The following is an 18,484-nucleotide window of genomic DNA, read 5'->3' as shown; positions in this document are numbered from 1 at the left end:
TCAACTGTAGCAGGAAGGAACAGCATGACAGATGTAACCGTAAAATCGCTGGCAGCGGAGATCCAAACTCCGGTCGATCGCCTGGTACAGCAATTTGCTGACGCAGGGATTGACAAGTCTGAAGCTGACTCTGTCACCCAGCACGAAAAAGAAACACTGTTGGCGCATTTGAATGGTGGAAATTCGAATGCGACAAACAAACTGACGTTACAACGCAAAACGCGTAGTACACTTAATGTTCCGAGCACCGGCGGGAAGAGTAAATCGGTGCAAATCGAGGTCCGCAAGAAACGCACTTATGTTAAACGTGATATGACCGAGGCAGAACTTGCCCAGGCCGAAGCGGAAGAGCAGGCAAAGCGTGAAGCGGAAGAACAGGCTCAGCGTGTAGCACAAGAGCAGGCCCAGCAAGTGGCCGCTCAGGAAAAAGCTAAACGTGAAGCCGCTGAGCAAGCCAAACGTGAGGCCGCTGATAAAGCTAAGCGTGACGCAGCGGAAAAAGATAAAGTGACGAATCAACATACCGACGAAGTAACCAAGCCAGCTCAGGCAGAAAAAGCACGCCGTGAAGCCGAAGCCGCTGAACTTAAGCGCAAAGCGGAACAAGAAGCACTGCGTAAAATCGAAGAGAATGCCAAGCGCGTAGCTGAAGAAGCTCGTAAAATGGCTGACTCAGGCGTATGGACTGAAGCGCCAGCGCCAAGCGAAGCCGAAGCTGAAACTGCGGATTATCATGTGACGACTTCACAGCACGCACGTGCTGCAGAAGATGAAAATGATGCCAAAGTTGAAGGCGAACGCCGTACCCGTTCACGCGGTGGCAAAGCGACCAAGCAGAAGAAAGGCAATAAACTGTCTGAATCTAAAGCGGATCGCGAAGAAGCCCGTGCCGTTGGCCGTGGTGGTAAAGGCAAACGCAAACCAAGCACGCTGCAGCAGAGCTTTAACAAGCCTGTCGTTGCCGTGAACCGCGACGTTGTCGTGGGCGAAACCATTACCGTTGCCGAATTGGCAAACAAAATGGCAGTTAAAGGTTCTCAGGTCATCAAAACGATGATGAAACTGGGCGCTATGGCCACCATCAACCAAGTTATCGATCAGGAAACTGCTCAGCTGGTTGCTGAAGAAATGGGCCACAAAGTTATCCTGCGTCGTGAAAACGAGCTGGAAGAAGCGCTGATGAGCGACCGTGATACCGCTTCAGCTGCTGCTGAACCGCGTGCTCCAGTCGTTACCATCATGGGTCACGTTGACCACGGTAAAACTTCTTTGCTTGACTACATTCGTTCAACGAAAGTAGCTGCAGGCGAAGCGGGCGGCATTACACAGCACATCGGTGCTTATCATGTAGAAACCGAAAACGGCATGATAACTTTCCTCGATACCCCTGGACACGCCGCGTTTACTTCAATGCGTGCACGTGGTGCCAAGGCTACCGACATCGTTGTTCTGGTTGTTTCTGCTGATGACGGCGTGATGCCACAAACCATCGAAGCCGTACAGCATGCGAAAGCAGCGGGTGTGCCTATCGTGGTTGCGGTGAACAAAGTTGATAAGCCAGACGCTGATCCAGAGCGCGTTAAAACCGAACTTTCTCAGTATGGCGTTATGCCAGAAGAGTGGGGCGGCGAGTCTCAGTTCATCCACGTATCTGCGAAAGCCGGTACCGGTATCGACGAACTGTTGAACGCCATCCTGCTACAAGCTGAAGTTCTGGAATTGCAGGCAGTTCGCACCGGCATGGCAAGCGGCGTTGTTATCGAATCCTTCCTTGATAAAGGTCGTGGCCCAGTGGCTACCGTGCTGGTTCAAGAAGGTACGCTGAACAAGGGTGATATCATCCTGTGCGGCTTCGAATACGGCCGTGTGCGTGCGATGCGTGACGAAATGGGTCGCGACATCACCTCTGCGGGTCCTTCTATCCCTGTCGAAGTTCTGGGTCTGTCCAGCGTTCCGGCGGCGGGTGACGAAGTTACCGTTGTTCGTGATGAGAAGAAAGCGCGCGAAGTTGCGCTGTATCGTCAAGGTAAGTTCCGCGAAGTTAAACTGGCTCGCCAGCAGAAATCTAAACTGGAAAACATGTTTGCGAACATGACCGAAGGCGAAGTTTCTGAACTTAACATCGTGTTGAAATCTGACGTGCAGGGTTCTTGCGAAGCTATCTCTGATGCGCTGCAAAATCTGTCAACCGCAGAAGTTAAAGTCAAAATTGTGGGTATGGGCGTAGGTGGTATCACCGAAACCGACGCAACGCTGGCTGCCGCTTCTCGCGCAATCATCCTTGGCTTTAACGTGCGTGCCGATGCATCTGCTCGCCGCGTCGTTGAAAACGAAAGCCTGGATCTGCGTTACTACTCCGTGATCTATAACCTGATTGATGAAGTCAAACAGGCGATGAGCGGTATGTTGGCACCAGAATACAAACAGCAAATCATTGGTCTGGCTGAAGTTCGTGACGTGTTCAAGTCACCGAAATTTGGCGCTATCGCAGGCTGTATGGTTACTGAAGGTATGATTAAACGTAATAACCCAATCCGCGTTCTGCGTGACAACGTGGTTATCTATGAAGGCGAGCTGGAATCTCTGCGCCGCTTCAAAGATGACGTTAACGAAGTCCGTAACGGCATGGAATGTGGTATCGGCGTTAAGAACTACAACGACGTGCGCCCTGGCGATGTTATCGAAGTATTCGAAATCATCGAAATCAAGCGCACCATCGCTTAACGTTTTACGTTTTCGATTACATCCAGAACCATTGGGGGGCCTTGCGCCCCCTTATTTGTCTGATGCATGGTTGAAGTAAAAGTTTGGAGTAATAAATTATGGCTAAAGAATTCAGCCGTACCCAACGCGTCTCCCAAGAGATGCAAAAAGAAATTGCTATTATCCTGCAGCGTGAAGTGAAAGATCCGCGCGTAGGTATGGCAACGGTTTCCGGCGTAGAAGTTTCCCGCGACTTGGCGTATGCCAAAGTATTCGTGACTTTTTTAGACGTGCTGACCACTGAGCCTCAGGATCCTGACCGCGTTAAAAACGGAATTAAGGCCCTGCAGGATGCTCAAGGTTTCATCCGCACCCTGATTGGCAAAGCTATGCGTTTGCGCGTAGTACCAGAGCTGACTTTCGCCTACGACGACTCTTTAGTTGAAGGTATGCGCATGTCTAACTTGGTCACCAACGTCGTGAAAAATGATGCTGAACGTCGTTCTGCAGCAGGCGACGACGAGGAATCCTAATGAGTCGTCCACGTCGCCGCGGTCGTGATATTCACGGCGTTCTGTTACTGGATAAGTCACTGGGTCTGTCTTCAAACGATGCGTTGCAAAAGGTAAAACGCCTTTATAACGCCAATCGCGCGGGGCATACCGGTGCGTTGGATCCTCTGGCAACCGGCATGCTGCCGCTGTGTCTGGGTGAAGCGACCAAGTTTTCACGTTTTCTGCTCGACTCCGACAAGCGTTACCGCGTGATAGCCCGCATGGGCCAGCGTACTGATACCTCTGACGCAGAAGGTCAGATCATTTCAGAACGCCCCGTCACCTTTAGCGAAGCCGAGTTGCAGGCTGCCCTCAATAGTTTCCGTGGTGAGACGCAGCAAATCCCTTCAATGTATTCAGCATTGAAATACCAAGGCCGTAAACTTTATGAGTATGCGCGCGAAGGGATAGAAGTTCCGCGTGAATCGCGCAGTATCACAGTCTATGAACTACAGTTCATCCGCTGGGAAAGTAATGAAGTCGAACTGGAAATCCACTGTTCGAAAGGCACTTATATTCGCACTATCATTGATGATCTGGGTGAAAAACTCGGTTGTGGTGCGCACGTGTCCTTCCTGCGCCGCCTGCAGGTGGCGACCTACCCGTCTGAGCGTATGGTTACTATGGAACAGCTGCACGAACTGATTGCCAAAGCAGAAGCCGAGGGTATCGAACCGCGTTTACTGCTCGATCCTCTGCTGTTGCCAATGGACAGCCCGTGTGAAGATTTTCCCGAAGTTAATTTGCTGCCCTTCGTGGCGGGTTATGTCAAGCAGGGCCAGCCCGTGCAGGCCTCTGGTATACCGCTTTCCGGCCTAGTGCGAATGACTGAAGGTGAAGAGAGAAAGTTCATCGGTGTAGGTGAAATCGATGATCAAGGCCGCGTTGCTCCCAAGCGCCTGGTCGTAGAGTATCCGGAGTAACCAGAAGTCGGGGAATTCCGAATGCGGGTTAACACCGTGTTGCTCATGTTGCGATCGCGCATATCAAAGAGTAGAATAGCGCAGCTTGTGCATGGGGTTGCTGAATTAGAGATCGGCGCCCGTTTAAATTAATCTATAATATTTTGGAGTTCATTATGTCTCTAAGCGTTGAAGCTAAAGCTCAAATCGTTGCTGACTACGGTCGCGGTACTAACGACAGCGGTTCTACCGAAGTTCAGGTTGCCCTGTTGACTGCTCAGATTAACCATCTGCAAGGTCACTTCTCAGAGCACAAAAAAGATCACCACAGCCGTCGTGGTCTGCTGCGTATGGTTTCTCAGCGTCGTAAGCTGCTGGACTACCTGAAGCGTAAAGACGTAGCACGTTACACCAGCGTTATCGAACGTCTTGGTCTGCGTCGCTAAGTTAGCGAGTTTCAGTGTAAAGGGGCCAAGTTGGCCCCTTTATTCTAGGAAGCGACAGAAAAGCTTTTACTGGCAAGTCTGTTGTTTCTACGCTACTTTTTTATAAATAAAAGTGTGTAATGCAGGGTCTACAGACCCGATTTTATAAAAAAGTAGAGTTTTAAAAGAGTAGTTTGTTTGCGAGATCTTCCGTTACAGAGGTTCGCGCGGCTAATGAGAGACTTTAATCCCAATGAGAGGGTTAAGGATTGTCATTAGTCGCGAGGATGTAGTGTGAAGTTCAGAATTTATTGACGTGAACTGCTGTCATAACAGCTGCGCGTCACACGAAAAGGATATTACATTGCTTAAAGCGACAGTTCGTAAGTTCCAATACGGTCAACATACCGTGACCATCGAAACCGGCATGATGGCGCGTCAAGCCACCGCCGCCGTTATGGTTAGCATGGATGATACTGCGGTATTCGTTACCGTTGTTGGCCAGAAAAAAGCGAAACCAGGCCAGAGCTTCTTCCCTCTGACTGTAAACTACCAGGAGCGTACTTACGCTGCCGGTAAAATTCCAGGCAGCTTCTTCCGTCGTGAAGCGCGCCCAAGCGAAGGCGAGACTCTGACTTCTCGTTTGATCGACCGCCCAATTCGTCCCCTGTTCCCAGACAGCTTCCTGAACGAAGTTCAGGTTATCGCAACCGTGGTTTCACTGAACCCACAGGTTAACCCGGACATCGTTGCGATGATCGGTGCTTCTGCTGCATTGAGCCTGTCAGGCATTCCGTTCAACGGCCCAATTGGTGCTGCTCGTGTTGGTTATATCAATGACCAGTACGTGCTGAACCCAACCGCCGACGAACTGCTTGAAAGCAAACTGGACCTGGTTGTTGCCGGTACCCAAGGCGCAGTGCTGATGGTTGAATCAGAAGCTGAAGTACTGAGCGAAGAGCAAATGCTCGGCGCAGTGGTGTTTGGTCATGACCAACAGCAGATCGTTATCAACGAAATCAATTCACTGGTTGCTGAAGTTGGCAAACCTAAGTGGGATTGGCAGCCAGAAGTGGTTAACGCCGACCTGCACGCTCGCATCGCTGCTAAAGCTGAAGCTCAACTGGGTGACGCTTACCGCATCACTGACAAACAAGAGCGTTATGCTCGCGTTAACGTCATCAAAGACGAAGTCACCACTGCCCTGCTGGTCGAAGACGACACGCTGGACGCTGGCGAAATCTCTGACCTGTTGGGTTCCATCGAGAAAAACGTCGTTCGTAGCCGCGTTCTTAGCGGTGCGCCGCGTATCGATGGTCGCGAAAAAGACATGATCCGTGGTCTGGACGTGCGTACTGGCGTGCTGCCACGTACCCACGGTTCTTCACTGTTTACTCGTGGTGAAACTCAGGCACTGGTTACTGCAACGCTGGGCACAACCCGTGATGCGCAAAATCTTGACGAACTGATGGGTGCCAAAACTGACACCTTCCTGTTCCATTACAACTTCCCTCCGTACTCCGTAGGTGAAACAGGGATGGTAGGTTCACCTAAGCGTCGCGAAATCGGTCACGGCCGTTTAGCAAAACGCGGTGTTCTGGCCGTAATGCCTAAGTTCGAAGACTTCCCATACACCATCCGTGTTGTATCTGAAATCACCGAATCTAACGGTTCATCTTCAATGGCTTCCGTTTGTGGCGCGTCACTGGCCCTGATGGACGCAGGTGTGCCGATTAAAGCCGCCGTTGCGGGTATCGCGATGGGTCTGGTTAAAGAAGGCGAAAACTTTGTTGTTCTGTCCGACATTCTGGGTGACGAAGACCACCTGGGTGATATGGACTTCAAAGTAGCAGGCAGCAGCGAAGGTATCACTGCACTGCAAATGGATATCAAAATCGAAGGTATCACCCGCGAAATCATGCAGGCTGCTCTGAGCCAGGCCAAAGGTGCACGTTTGCACATTCTGGGCGTGATGAACCAGGCGATCAGCCAGTCTCGCGGCGATATCTCTCAGTTTGCTCCACGTATTCACACCATCAAAATTAGCGCTGACAAAATCAAAGATGTCATCGGTAAAGGTGGTTCTGTAATTCGTGCGCTGACCGAAGAAACCGGTACTACCATCGAAATCGAAGATGACGGCACGGTTAAAATTTCTGCGACTGACAACGAGAAAGCGAAACACGCTATTCGTCGTATCGAAGAAATTACTGCTGAAATCGAAGTTGGCCGCATCTATCAGGGTAAAGTTACCCGCATCGTTGACTTTGGCGCGTTCGTTGCCATCGGCGGCGGTAAAGAAGGTCTGGTCCACATTTCTCAAATCGCCGACAAGCGCGTAGAGAAAGTGACTGACTATCTGACGATGGGTCAGGAAGTGCCGGTTAAGGTTCTGGAAGTTGACCGTCAGGGTCGTGTGCGCTTGAGCATTAAAGAAGCCACCACGCCTTCTGAAGATTCAGCTGAGCCAGCTGCAGAGTAATCTGTAACCTGTAGTTTACAGTCTCCCGGCTATTACGTCGGGAGCTGTTCGTATCATGAGTGCAGGATGCATTTATGTTAAGCAAGCGGATAACAGGATGTTTGTCCAATGTTTGTCTTCGGGAGTTGAAATGAAGCCTTTCTTGCGCTGTTGTTATGTTGCGACAACACTTTTGTTGGCAGGATGCAGCAACCATGATTGGCGCAAAAACGAAGTCCTGGCAATCCCGCTGCAACCTACATTGCAGCAGGAAGTTATCCTGGCTCGAATGGAACAAATACTTGCCAGTCGTTCATTAACAGATGATGAGCGTGCGCAGCTATTATATGAGCGCGGTGTACTGTATGATAGTCTCGGGCTAAGAGCACTGGCGCGAAATGATTTCTCACAAGCGCTGTCTATTCGTCCTGATATGCCAGAAGTTTTTAACTACCTTGGGATATACCTAACGCAGGCAGGCAATTACGATGCTGCCTATGAAGCGTTTGATTCTGTACTAGAGCTTGATCCAACTTACAATTACGCGCGTTTAAATCGCGGTATCGCACTGTATTACGGTGGTAGATATCCGCTGGCGCAGGATGATTTGCAGGCGTTTTATCGAGACGATCCAAATGATCCCTTCCGTTCGTTATGGCTATATCTTGTGGAAAGAGAAATCAATCCGAAGAATGCCGAAGTAGCGCTGCAGCAGCGTTATGACAAAGCGGACAGAGGGCAATGGGGATGGAATATCGTCGAATTCTACCTTGGCAAAATCAGCGAATCCACGCTGATGGACCGCCTGAAGGCAGAAGCAACGGATAACACTTCGCTCGCTGAGCATCTCAGTGAAACTGACTTCTATTTAGGTAAACATTACCTAAGTCTGGGGGACAAGGACAGCGCTTCTGCTCTGTTCAAACTGACGGTAGCTAACAACGTTCACAACTTTGTTGAGCACCGCTATGCATTGTTGGAATTGGCACTTTTGGGCCAAGAGCAAGACGACCTATCAGAATCGGACCAGCAATAGCTGACGACACTAATCAGCCTGATTAACCATGGCCTATGCCATTTTTAATCGCCTTTACGGGCGAGGGTTGCTTTGTTCGTTTTATAAACTAATTTGAGCCGGTTCACACTTTTCAATGAAAATGACTGAAAATTTTCTCGACGAGTTATGTAGACTGGCTGCCATTATTAATGAGGCACGTGTACATGACTACTGAGCTTGAAACCTCTTTTGCTGACCTGGGGCTGTCTGCTCCGATCATTTCTGCCCTGACCGATCTGGGCTACGAAAAACCATCACCTATCCAAGCCGAATGTATTCCGCACCTGTTAGCAGGCCGCGATGTTCTGGGCATGGCGCAGACCGGTAGTGGTAAAACTGCAGCATTCTCGCTGCCACTGTTGCACAACATTGATGCTTCTTTGAAAGCACCACAAATTCTTGTTTTGGCCCCTACCCGCGAACTGGCGGTTCAGGTTGCTGAAGCGATGACCGATTTCTCTAAACACATGCACGGCGTGAACGTTGTTGCATTGTACGGCGGCCAACGCTATGACGTGCAGCTGCGCGCACTGCGTCAGGGTCCACAGGTTGTTGTGGGTACACCGGGTCGTCTGCTGGACCACCTGAAACGCGGTACCTTGAACCTCTCTAACCTGAGCGGTCTGGTACTGGACGAAGCCGATGAAATGCTGCGTATGGGCTTCATCGAAGACGTAGAAACTATCATGGCGCAGATCCCGGCTGAACATCAGACCGCGCTGTTCTCTGCAACCATGCCAGAAGCGATTCGTCGCATTACTCGTCGCTTCATGAAAGATCCACAGGAAGTTCGCATTCAGTCAAGCGTGACCACGCGTCCAGACATCAGCCAGAGCTACTGGACTGTGCACGGCATGCGTAAGAACGAAGCACTGGTGCGTTTCCTTGAAGCTGAAGATTTTGACGCTGCTATCATCTTTGTTCGCACCAAAAACGCGACCCTGGAAGTGGCTGAAGCATTGGAGCGTAGTGGTTACAGCTCTGCAGCACTGAACGGCGACATGAACCAGGCTCTGCGTGAGCAGACTCTGGAACGTCTGAAAGACGGCCGTCTGGATATTTTGATTGCAACCGACGTGGCAGCACGTGGTCTGGACGTTGAGCGTATCAGCCTGGTTGTGAACTACGATATCCCTATGGATTCAGAGTCTTACGTTCACCGCATCGGCCGTACTGGTCGTGCTGGACGTGCAGGTCGCGCGCTGCTGTTCGTTGAGAACCGCGAACGTCGTTTACTGCGCAACGTAGAACGCACCATGAAGCTGACTATTCCAGAAGTGGAATTGCCAACTGCAGAAGTGCTGGGTCAACGTCGTCTGGCCAAGTTTGCCGCTAAAGTTCAGCAGCAGCTTGAAAGCAGTGACTTGGATCAGTACCGTGCTCTGCTGGCTAAACTTCAGCCTGCTGAAGAGCTGGATGTTGAAACTCTGGCCGCAGCATTGCTGAAAATGGCTCAGGGCGAACGTCCACTGATCGTTGCCGCTGATCCAATCTTCAAAAGCCGTCCACCGCGTCGCGAATTTGAAGATCGTCCAGACCGTGGCGAGCGTTCTGCACGCGGTGACCGTCCTGCTCGTGGCGATCGTCCTGTTCGTAGCGACCGTCCTGCTCGTGATGGTGATGCTCCACGTCGTGAGCGTCGTGACGCTGGCGAAATGGAACTGTATCGCATTGAAGTTGGCCGTGATGATGGTGTTGAAGTTCGTCACATCGTTGGCGCTATCGCTAACGAAGGTGATATCAGCAGCCGTTACATCGGTAACATCAAGCTGTTCGGTACCCACTCAACTATCGAGCTGCCTAAAGGTATGCCGGGCGAAATTCTGTCTCATTTCACCCGTACTCGCATCCTGAACAAGCCGATGAACATGCAGTTGATGGGCGATGCAGTACCTCAGGCAGACCGTCGTGAGCGTCCAGCTGGCGGCGAACGTCGTGGTAACGGTGCTCCACGTTCTTTCAGCGGTGATCGTCGTGAAGGTGGCGCACCTGCGGGTCGTCGTCCATTCAACGGCGAACGTCGTGAAGGTGGCAACTCGGCAGCAGGCGATCGTCGTCCGCCAAGCCGCGCACCACGTCGCACTACCGACGCATAATCTGTCCAGCCGCAAGGCTTGAGATAAATGTGCAATAAAAAACCAGCCCTCGGGCTGGTTTTTTTATGGGCTGAAAACGTCAGGGATCAGTCGATACGGGGCTGTTTAAAGATTTCACCCTGAAGCTGCGACACAATGTCAAACGAATGCAGTCGAGCCGTGTGGTCAAATATCTGGCCGTTAATCATTAACTCATCAGCCTCGGTTTCACGGGCAATCGCCTGGAGTCCGTGACGAACGGTCTCTTTATTACCTACCACCGAAAGGCGCAGCGCCTGGTCGACGCCAAAACTTTCCTGCGGTGACCACAGGCTTTCAATGTTATCCACCGGTGCAGGCAGCTTGCCAGGTTTACCACGACGCAAGTTAATGAACTGCTGCTGGTTTGAGGTAAACATCCTGCGCGCTTCTTCATCGGTATCGGCGGCAATCGCGTTGATGCAGACCATGGCATGCGGCTTTTGCAGCTGCGCCGACGGTTTGAATTTGCTGCGATAAATCGACAGTGCCTGATAAAGCATATCGGGTGCAAAGTGGGAGGCGAAGGCAAACGGCAGGCCTAACGCAGCGGCCAGTTGGGCGCTATAGAGACTTGATCCCAGCAGCCAGATTGGCACATGCAATCCTTGACCTGGAACTGCCTGTACAGCCTGTTCTGGCTTCACGTCGGCAAAATAGTGCTGAAGTTCCTGAACATCCTGTGGAAAATTATCGATTTCGCCCGACATATGCCTGCGCAGTGCCATCATAGTGCGCTGATCGGTACCCGGCGCACGACCCAAGCCTAAATCGATGCGGTCAGGATACAGCGTGGCCAGCGTGCCGAACTGCTCGGCAATCACCAACGGTGAGTGGTTGGGCAGCATCACGCCACCCGATCCCAAGCGGATCGTTTTAGTGCCGGCGGCGATAAAGCCGATCAATACTGAGGTTGCGGCGCTGGCAATGCCGGTCATGTTGTGATGCTCGGCCAACCAGTAGCGCTGATAGCCCCATTTTTCAGCATGCTGCGCCAGCTCTAACGAGCTTTGGAAAGCATTGGCAGGTGTTTTACCCTGAGGGACGGGCGCAAGATCGAGCACAGAGAAGGGGACTGGAATGTTTTTAGCGTTCGCTTCAGACATGTTTTATTCACCTTGTTATCTCTGGTAAACGTTTTAAATATTTACCAGTTAATGATAAAAACCAGTATTCATCATTTCCAGCTGCCTGAATACGCTATTTGAGCGGTACTGACTGCTGCTGCGGTTGTTTGATCAGTAATCGCGAACAATTCAATGCCTTATAAAGCACGGCAATATGTGCTAAAAATGGTCGAATTAAACAGATAAGAAGGTAAGAGAGAAAAAATGAACAAAAGGATATTATTAACCCTGCTGCTGGTTGCTGTCGTTATTTCTCTTGCCGTTTTATTTCGCGCCAGCAATCAGTCCCTGTTATTACAGGGCGAGGTTGATGCGCCAGAAGTTATTGTTGCCTCAAAGGCTAAAGGGCGCATTGTTGAACGTCACGTTCAGCGCGGTGACGACGTTAAGGCGGGTCAACTGTTAATCACTCTCGACAGTCCTGAGCTGATGGCTCAGCTACGTTCGCTTCAGGCTTCCCGCGATCAGGCTAAAGCGCAGCTTGATCTCTCTTTGAACGGCACCCGTGAAGAGAGTATCCGTAATCTGAAAGCGACACTGGCGCAGTCGCAGGCCGCGTATGCTAATGCGCGCGACCTTTTTAATCGCAACGCCCGTATTGCTGCCAAAGGTTATATTTCGGCTTCTGACCTTGAGGACTCCCGTGAAGCGCGCGACAGTGCCTATCAGCAGGTGCAGGTCGCGAAGGCTAATTTGGATGAGGGCGTCAACGGCGATCGCATTGAGCAGCGTGATGTTTATGCCGCTCAACTGCGCGCTGCCGAAGAGAATTTGCTGGAAATTAAAGCGCAGACCGATGATTTGCAGGTCAAGGCGCCGGTAGACGGCGAAGTAGGGCCAATCCCTACCGAGGTCGGTGAGCTTCAAAGCGCCGACAGTCCGCTGCTGACGCTGGTGCGTTTGCCGCAGGCCTATTTCGTCTTTAACCTGCGTGAGGATATTTTAGCGGGAATTCGCAAGGGCGATAAAATCTCGCTGCGGGTGCCGGGTATTGGCGACAAACACGTCGAGGCTGAGGTCCGTTATATTGCCCCGTTGGGAGACTACGCTACGAAACGCGCCACCCGCGCCACCGGTGATTTCGATTTAAAAACGTTTGAGGTCAGGCTCTATCCGCTACAGCCGGTTCCCGGTCTTCGGCAGGGTATGAGTGCGTTGTGGCAGTGGAAAGCAGCGCACTGATGGCGCACGCAATGCATCGAGCAAAGGCCGCATGGCGCTGTTTCAGCCGCGCGTTTACCCGTGAGACCCGCCATGCTTTTCGCCAACCGGTGATCCACTGGCTGTGCTGGTGTTTTCCGCTGATTTTGTTCGCGCTGATTGCCAGTAACTTCTCGGAGGGCACGTTGCTCGACCTGCCGGTTTCAGTCGTCGATAACGATCACAGCAAACTCTCAAAGGAGTTGGTTCGCAAGCTCGACGCCGGTTCGCATGCCCACGTTGTCGCCTATGCCGGTGGTTTACCGGAGGCAGAGCATCGGCTGCGCACGGCTCAAGATTATGCGCTGCTGTATATTCCGCCGCGCTTTGAAGCCGACGTTTTGGCCGGTCGCCAGCCGAGCGTTGTACTGTATTACAATGCGCTATTTTACGGTGCCGGGCTGTACTCCACTCAGGACTTCAGCGGATTAATGACCGAGCTTAATACCCGTTATCGCAGCATTATTGCCGCCGAAATCGGTAAAACGGTGCCTTCATTAGCCAGCGTCGATCTCTCTTACGGGAGTCTGTTCAACGCCAGCGGCAGCTATATTTACTATCAGCAGTTCGCCGCAACTATTCATCTTTTACAGCTGTTTACCGTCACCTGCATGATTTATGTCATGGCGCGCAGTCAGGCGCTGCTTGCCGCGCCATCTTTTACCTTCAGCCTGCTCGGAAAACTGGCACCTTATACTCTGTGCTTTACGGCGCTGCTGATGGTGGAGATTGCGCTACTGGTCGGCGTGTTTGATGCGAGAGTCAGCGGTAATCCTCTCGATATGTTGTTAATTTCATTTTTCTATGTGATTGCCGCCCAAAGTCTGGGGTTGCTGCTGTTTACCTTCACGAGCACCACAATTTCGGCTTACTCAATGATGGCTATCTTCGTGGGTCTGGCGCTAACTTTCTCGGGAATGGCCGTCCCCGAGTTATCTATGCCGCTGCCAGCGCGAATAATTTCTGAAATCGAGCCGCTGACCCATGCGCTGAATGCGATGTTCGACGTCTTTCTGCGCCAAGTTCCCAGCAGCCGTATTCTGGGCGTTTGTGCCATTTTACTGGTCTATCCGTTGATAACGGGCCTGTTAGTACACAGAAAACTCTTTATGCGGCTGAAAAAACAGGAGCCGGGTAAATGACGCGCCGCGAAGGGTTTTCGATTTATTGGCGTACCTTTACGCACTCTCTGCACGGTATGCTGGAAAAGCCGATGTGGATGATGCTGCTTATTTCTTTGTGCCTGATGAGCACGGTTTATGCCAACCGAACGGTCTGGGATCTGCCCGTTGCGGTTATCGATCAGGACCACAGCAGCGCCAGCCGTCTGTTAACGCGGGATCTCGATGCAACGTCAAAGATTAAAACGATAAGTTATGACAGCATTCCCGAGGCGCGTCGCGACCTGGGAGACCGCAAGCTGTTTGCCGTGGTTATTATGCCGGTCGATTTGGAAAAGAAAATTCTCGCCGGTCAGGACATCGTGATCCCGGTTTACGGCGATGCGACCAACCGACTGGCCAACGGGCAAATTCAGCAGGACGTCGTAGCCGCTTATCAAAGTCTGCTGTCGCAATACAACACCCAACTGCTGTTGGGTAGTGGTTTCAGCAACCGGCAGGCCAACGTGCTACTTACGCCGATTGTAGGCCAGACGCTTGATTTATTTAACCCTGGTATAAGCTTTGCAGCCATCATCTTCCCTGGGCTGTTGGTGATGCTCTTGCAGCACTCGCTGTTAATCGCCAGCGTGCGGGTTAATATCACCTTAAAAAGCGCGCCCGACGGCAAACCGGCCATTCCGGCGTTTCTTGGCGGCCTGTCTGCGCTGATCCCCATCTGGTTATTTTTGTCGATCGTACTGTTTGTACTGTGGCCGTGGGTATTGGGCTACCGGCAAACGGCCAGTATTGGGGAAATTCTGCTGCTAACCTTCCCGTTTCTGCTGGCGGTGCTGGGGTTGGGCAAGTTTGTCACCGAATGTTTGCGCAGCGTTGAAATGATCTACCTGACGCTGTCGTTTATTACCATGCCGGTGTTCTATATTTCGGGCACTATCTGGCCGCTTCAGGCGCAGCCCGACTGGGTACGCGCCGTATCTTCCATGCTGCCTTCCACCTGGGCAACCAAGGCCATTGCCGGGGTTAACCAAATGGGGTTGCCGTTTAATGAGGTAGGCCGCGATATCCTGATGCTATTGTTACTGTGCGTGTTTTACACCGTGTTGGGTATTGGATTGGGATTACTGCGTGACAGCGGCCGTTTGCGCAGCCTACTGCATCGCAAAAAACCGCTGCGTAATGATTAATCCGGCAATATAAGGTGACAGTGGCTATTCAACCAACTGCAGACCGGCAATATTCTGCCAATATCCGTTGCACTCGGTGCCCTGGCTGAGCGGGAGGGGATAAAGTCCACGCTCGTTGGCGCGAAAATCGGCCAGCGTTTTTAGGGTATCAAGCCCTTGCGGTGAGAGCCGAACAATATCAACCATTCCCTGCATGGTCAGTTGGTCATTGCCGAGGTTATAACAGGCACCACTTTGAGTTTGAATGCCGTTAAGGACAAACAGCTGCTGATTTTCCTGCGACATCACCTTGCGTCCCTGAGGATAGTTAATGCAGCAGGTTTCACAGTCGTCCTTGGCGCGATTCTCGGCGCGAGCGGTAAAGCAACGCGCCGAATACGCCAGCGGCAAATGACCATAGGCCAGCACTTCAACCTCAAATTTACCGCGAATGCCCAATGTCTGACATTGCGTCATCAGATTGGCCAACCAGTCACGAGAGAGCTCCACCGGCATGCACCAGCGAACCATCCCCTGTTTATATAAGATGTTAAGCGTGACGGCGTTATAACAGTTAAGCGCATGACCCGCCACGAATGGCAGTTTGCGTTCTGCCGCCATATTGACCGTACCGATATCATTCGCCTCGATGAGAAAATCGCCGTTCTCAACGTAACGTTTTAATTCGTTCAGTTCCGAAGGTGCCTGCAGCAGCGCCAGCGTTGAGATAACCACTTGTTTTCCGCCTGCGCTGACCTGCTTAGCCAACTCTATCCAGTCTGCTACTTTCATCTCGCGCCGTTTAGTACAGACGTTTTCGCCGAGGTAAATAATGTCAGCTTCACTGTGCATAGCTGCGGCATAAAAAGCCTCAACCTCTGTTTTTGGCCAATAATAGAGCAGGGCACCTAATGAGTATTTCATGATTTTCCCTTAATTATTGCCATTTGCGGTGATAAGCACCCAGTGTGGTTTGTGTCCCTTCCGACAGCGAGCCCAGCTCATCCATCCAGGTTTTCTCAGCTTTAAATTCCTGAGGATTATTGCGGCAGCGGTCAATGGCCGCCCGCCAAACTCGTGTCACCTGGCTCACATAGGCCGGGCTTCTTTGTCGGCCTTCAATTTTCACCGAGGCAATATTTGCGGCAAACAGTTCAGGCAGCAGTTCAAGGGTGTTGAGGCTGGTGGGTTCTTCCAGCGCGTGATAGCGAACGTCATCCACCCGATAACGTCCTTTACACAGTGTGGGGTAGCCGGCATTTTCGTTGGGCCCATAGCGGTCAATCAGCACATCATTGAGCCGCGACTCCATGCCCTGCGGCGTTTGCTGCCAGCGAACGAAGCGCGCGGGTGAACAGGCACCCACAGTGTTAGGTGATTCACCGGTCAGGTAGGAGGAGAGGTAGCAGCGGCCCTCCGCCATAATACACAGGCTGCCAAAGGCAAAAACTTCGAGCGGAACCGGGCTACTGCGCGAAAGTTGCCTGACCTGATGCATCGACAGCACGCGCGGCAGCACGACACGGGCGACGTCAAAATTGTTTTTATAAAACGCGATTGCTTGCTCGTTGGTGGCCGAGGCCTGTACCGATACGTGGCGTTCAACCTGCGGATAGCGCGTGGCGGCGTACTCGAGCATCGCCAAATCAGCCAATATCAGCGCGTCGGCTCCCAGTTGTGCAGCCATATCAACGGCGCGTTCCCAGCGAGCATAGCCGTCAGGATGAGCAAAAGTGTTAATAGCAATATGCAGCTTGCGGCGCCGACGGTGTGCATACTCTGCCGCTTCGTGCAGCTTTTTTTCGGTGAAGTTGAGACCGGCAAAGTGCCGGGCATTGGTATCATCTTTCAGCCCGATATAAACCGCATCCGCGCCATTATCAATCGCCGCTTTCAGCGCGGGAAGATTCCCCGCCGGGCAAAGTAGCTCCATCGTCATCTCCTGCTAACACTGCTTAAAGGCCTGCACGACGTGCGGCCGGAATCGACGCTCATTTTAGATAAGCTCGGCAGGCAATATTTTGATTTAAGGCAGCTTATGTTCGGTTGAGCGATTCCAACAACAGGCAGAGGTTGTGTATGGGGTATTTCTGGTGCACTATTTTTATAGGGAAATATTGATGTAGACGGCGGCGCGCTGCTGCCGATATGGCAAAATGAGCTGTTTTCAGCTCAATATTTCCCAGAAGACTGTTATCAAAAGGAGAAGTGCCAGTGTTGCAAAAACTACGAGCACGATGGGTGCGTCAAGGGCCGTCACTGTTAAGTGTACCGTTAAAATTTACCCCCTTTGCACTTAAGCGACAGGTTCTGCAACAGGTGCTTGGCTGGCAATTTCAGGAAGCGCTGGCCGATGGAGAGCTCGATTTTCTGTCGGGACGTTGGTTGCGCATTGAGATCACGGATCTTAATCTGCAATGGTTGATGACAGTGAATGACGGCAAACTTGAGGTTTGCCAGCAGGGAGAGGCCGACGTAAGCTTCTATGGCACGGCAAACGATATGATATTGGTCGCCGCACGCCGAGAAGATCCTGACACGCTGTTCTTCAAACGGCGTTTACGTATTGAAGGAGACACTGAATTGGGCCTGAACGTTAAAAACCTGATGGACTCTATCGAGCTCGACAGCATGCCCGCGCTATTGCGCCACGGGCTTGACCAGCTTGCGGCCTTTGTTGCAGCAGGCAGTGTTGAAACGGCCTGCGTTGAAACGCGTAAACAAGAGGACGGCGAGTCATTCTCACCGGCAGTATCGTCATGTTAATCAGAGTTGAAATACCTGTAGATGCCGCAGGCATCGATAATCTGCTGCGCGAAGCCTTTGGCCGCGATATCGAAGCTGACTTGGTTCAGCGTTTACGTGAAGACGGTTTGCTGACGCTGGGCGTTGTCGCGACAGATGATGAAGGCGGCGTGGTAGGTTATGCCGCATTTACGCCGGTCGATGTGCAGGGCGAAGACCGTCAATGGGTGGGATTAGGCCCGTTGGCGGTACATGCGTCACTGCGTCGTCAAGGACTGGGTGAAAAACTGGTGTATGAGGGCCTCGATTCGCTCAACGAATTTGGCTATGCCGCCGTGGTAGTGCTGGGATCGCCAGAATATTACGGGCGCTTTGGTTTTAAATCCGCCGCAGAGCACAATCTCCACTGCCGCTGGCCAGAAACTGAAAAGGCTTTCCAACTGTATGTTTTAGCGGACAATGCTCTCGAAGGCGCCAGCGGGTTGGTGGAATATCCTCCACATTTTAATCACATTTAATCGCTGAAATATATTCTGCTCAATGGCCGATGTTGTTACATCGGCCTTTTTATAGGTAAAAAATGCTTATTCCGTAAAATAGCTTTATTTGCTAATGGCAACGAGCGGAATAAAAAATTAACTTACACTATCCCCGTGTAATTATTACTCTATTTGATATTTACGAATAATTACAAATGGCCGTAAAATTCACTGCGTTATTATAAATTAATATCCATCATTGCAGCTTTTAGCACAAAAGGTAAAAACTGCCGATATTTAAACCGCTGAGTACCAACGTTGTGTTACATATTTAATTGTCTTGTTTTAAATAATCGAATGCACGTCACAGAATATTACTCTGCAGGGAATAACATTATTGTCACTGAAGTTAATACTGAACTTTAAGAAT

General features: G+C 51.4%; 16 protein-coding genes. 13 read left to right on the top strand and 3 right to left on the bottom strand.

Features of this window, described 5'->3' with window-relative positions; genetic code table 11:
- Positions 1 to 24: 24 nt before the first annotated feature.
- From infB to BS639_RS12245, 8 genes are all read left to right on the top strand, one after another.
- A complete protein-coding gene (gene infB, locus BS639_RS12275; protein ID WP_055782483.1) occupies positions 25 to 2,724 on the top strand; it encodes a translation initiation factor IF-2 in 2,700 nt (899 codons plus the stop codon).
- A gap of 98 nt (positions 2,725 to 2,822) precedes the next feature.
- Positions 2,823 to 3,236 (top strand): 30S ribosome-binding factor RbfA, encoded by a 414-nt coding sequence (rbfA, locus tag BS639_RS12270; RefSeq protein WP_055782486.1) that lies wholly within the window; start codon positions 2,823 to 2,825, stop codon positions 3,234 to 3,236.
- Positions 3,236 to 4,180, top strand: coding sequence for a tRNA pseudouridine(55) synthase TruB (truB, locus tag BS639_RS12265; RefSeq protein ID WP_084983206.1), 945 nt, complete (start codon positions 3,236 to 3,238; stop codon positions 4,178 to 4,180). Before rbfA ends, truB begins: the two co-directional genes overlap by 1 nt.
- Before the next feature lie 155 nt (positions 4,181 to 4,335).
- Positions 4,336 to 4,605: a 30S ribosomal protein S15 gene (gene rpsO, locus BS639_RS12260; protein WP_055782493.1), complete on the top strand. Its 270-nt coding sequence runs from the start codon at positions 4,336 to 4,338 to the stop codon at positions 4,603 to 4,605.
- Between the two features lie 343 nt (positions 4,606 to 4,948).
- Positions 4,949 to 7,066 carry a polyribonucleotide nucleotidyltransferase gene (gene pnp / locus BS639_RS12255; RefSeq protein ID WP_055782496.1) on the top strand — a complete coding sequence of 706 codons (2,118 nt, stop codon included), beginning with the start codon at positions 4,949 to 4,951 and terminating at the stop codon, positions 7,064 to 7,066.
- 130 nt (positions 7,067 to 7,196) lie between these two features.
- Entirely contained in the window at positions 7,197 to 8,081 is an 885-nt protein-coding gene (gene nlpI / locus BS639_RS12250; RefSeq protein WP_009636792.1) for a lipoprotein NlpI, read from the top strand.
- 115 nt (positions 8,082 to 8,196) lie between these two features.
- Positions 8,197 to 8,277: a protein YrbN gene (yrbN, locus tag BS639_RS25285; protein ID WP_096335046.1), complete on the top strand. Its 81-nt coding sequence runs from the start codon at positions 8,197 to 8,199 to the stop codon at positions 8,275 to 8,277.
- Positions 8,267 to 10,198, top strand: a complete 1,932-nt coding sequence (locus BS639_RS12245) for a DEAD/DEAH family ATP-dependent RNA helicase (RefSeq protein ID WP_055782499.1) — start codon at positions 8,267 to 8,269, stop codon at positions 10,196 to 10,198. Before yrbN ends, BS639_RS12245 begins: the two co-directional genes overlap by 11 nt.
- A gap of 86 nt (positions 10,199 to 10,284) precedes the next feature.
- Here the strand turns inward: BS639_RS12245 and BS639_RS12240 are convergent, their stop codons facing one another.
- Positions 10,285 to 11,322: a luciferase-like monooxygenase gene (locus BS639_RS12240; protein WP_055782502.1), complete on the bottom strand. Its 1,038-nt coding sequence runs from the start codon at positions 11,320 to 11,322 to the stop codon at positions 10,285 to 10,287.
- A gap of 225 nt (positions 11,323 to 11,547) precedes the next feature.
- Between BS639_RS12240 and BS639_RS12235 the strand changes: the two genes are divergently transcribed.
- The 3 genes from BS639_RS12235 to BS639_RS12225 are packed head-to-tail and all read left to right on the top strand — an operon-like array spanning position 11,548 to position 14,851.
- Entirely contained in the window at positions 11,548 to 12,525 is a 978-nt protein-coding gene (locus BS639_RS12235; RefSeq protein WP_055782505.1) for an HlyD family secretion protein, read from the top strand.
- Positions 12,526 to 12,536: 11 nt separating this feature from the next.
- Positions 12,537 to 13,685 (top strand): ABC transporter permease, encoded by a 1,149-nt coding sequence (locus BS639_RS12230; RefSeq protein ID WP_084983213.1) that lies wholly within the window; start codon positions 12,537 to 12,539, stop codon positions 13,683 to 13,685.
- The gene (locus BS639_RS12225) at positions 13,682 to 14,851 is read left to right on the top strand and encodes an ABC transporter permease (protein WP_084983205.1); all 1,170 of its coding nucleotides are present in this window, start codon (positions 13,682 to 13,684) and stop codon (positions 14,849 to 14,851) included. Before BS639_RS12230 ends, BS639_RS12225 begins: the two co-directional genes overlap by 4 nt.
- 24 nt (positions 14,852 to 14,875) lie before the next feature.
- Here the strand turns inward: BS639_RS12225 and BS639_RS12220 are convergent, their stop codons facing one another.
- Together BS639_RS12220 and ubiU are read right to left on the bottom strand one after the other, a co-directional pair.
- Positions 14,876 to 15,754 carry a U32 family peptidase gene (locus BS639_RS12220; RefSeq protein WP_084983204.1) on the bottom strand — a complete coding sequence of 293 codons (879 nt, stop codon included), beginning with the start codon at positions 15,752 to 15,754 and terminating at the stop codon, positions 14,876 to 14,878.
- Positions 15,755 to 15,767: 13 nt separating this feature from the next.
- A complete protein-coding gene (gene ubiU / locus BS639_RS12215; protein ID WP_084983203.1) occupies positions 15,768 to 16,763 on the bottom strand; it encodes a ubiquinone anaerobic biosynthesis protein UbiU in 996 nt (331 codons plus the stop codon).
- 281 nt (positions 16,764 to 17,044) lie between these two features.
- Between ubiU and ubiT the strand changes: the two genes are divergently transcribed.
- Positions 17,045 to 17,596: a ubiquinone anaerobic biosynthesis accessory factor UbiT gene (gene ubiT / locus BS639_RS12210; RefSeq protein ID WP_084983202.1), complete on the top strand. Its 552-nt coding sequence runs from the start codon at positions 17,045 to 17,047 to the stop codon at positions 17,594 to 17,596.
- Positions 17,590 to 18,093, top strand: coding sequence for a GNAT family N-acetyltransferase (locus BS639_RS12205; RefSeq protein WP_055782519.1), 504 nt, complete (start codon positions 17,590 to 17,592; stop codon positions 18,091 to 18,093). Before ubiT ends, BS639_RS12205 begins: the two co-directional genes overlap by 7 nt.
- The last annotated feature ends 391 nt before the right edge of the window (positions 18,094 to 18,484 follow it).

The organism is Rouxiella silvae (assembly GCF_002093625.1).
In the GTDB taxonomy this organism is placed as follows: domain Bacteria; phylum Pseudomonadota; class Gammaproteobacteria; order Enterobacterales; family Enterobacteriaceae; genus Rouxiella; species Rouxiella silvae.
The sequence above is the reverse complement of the archived record's forward strand: the minus strand, read 5'-3'. Positions and strand labels throughout refer to the sequence as shown.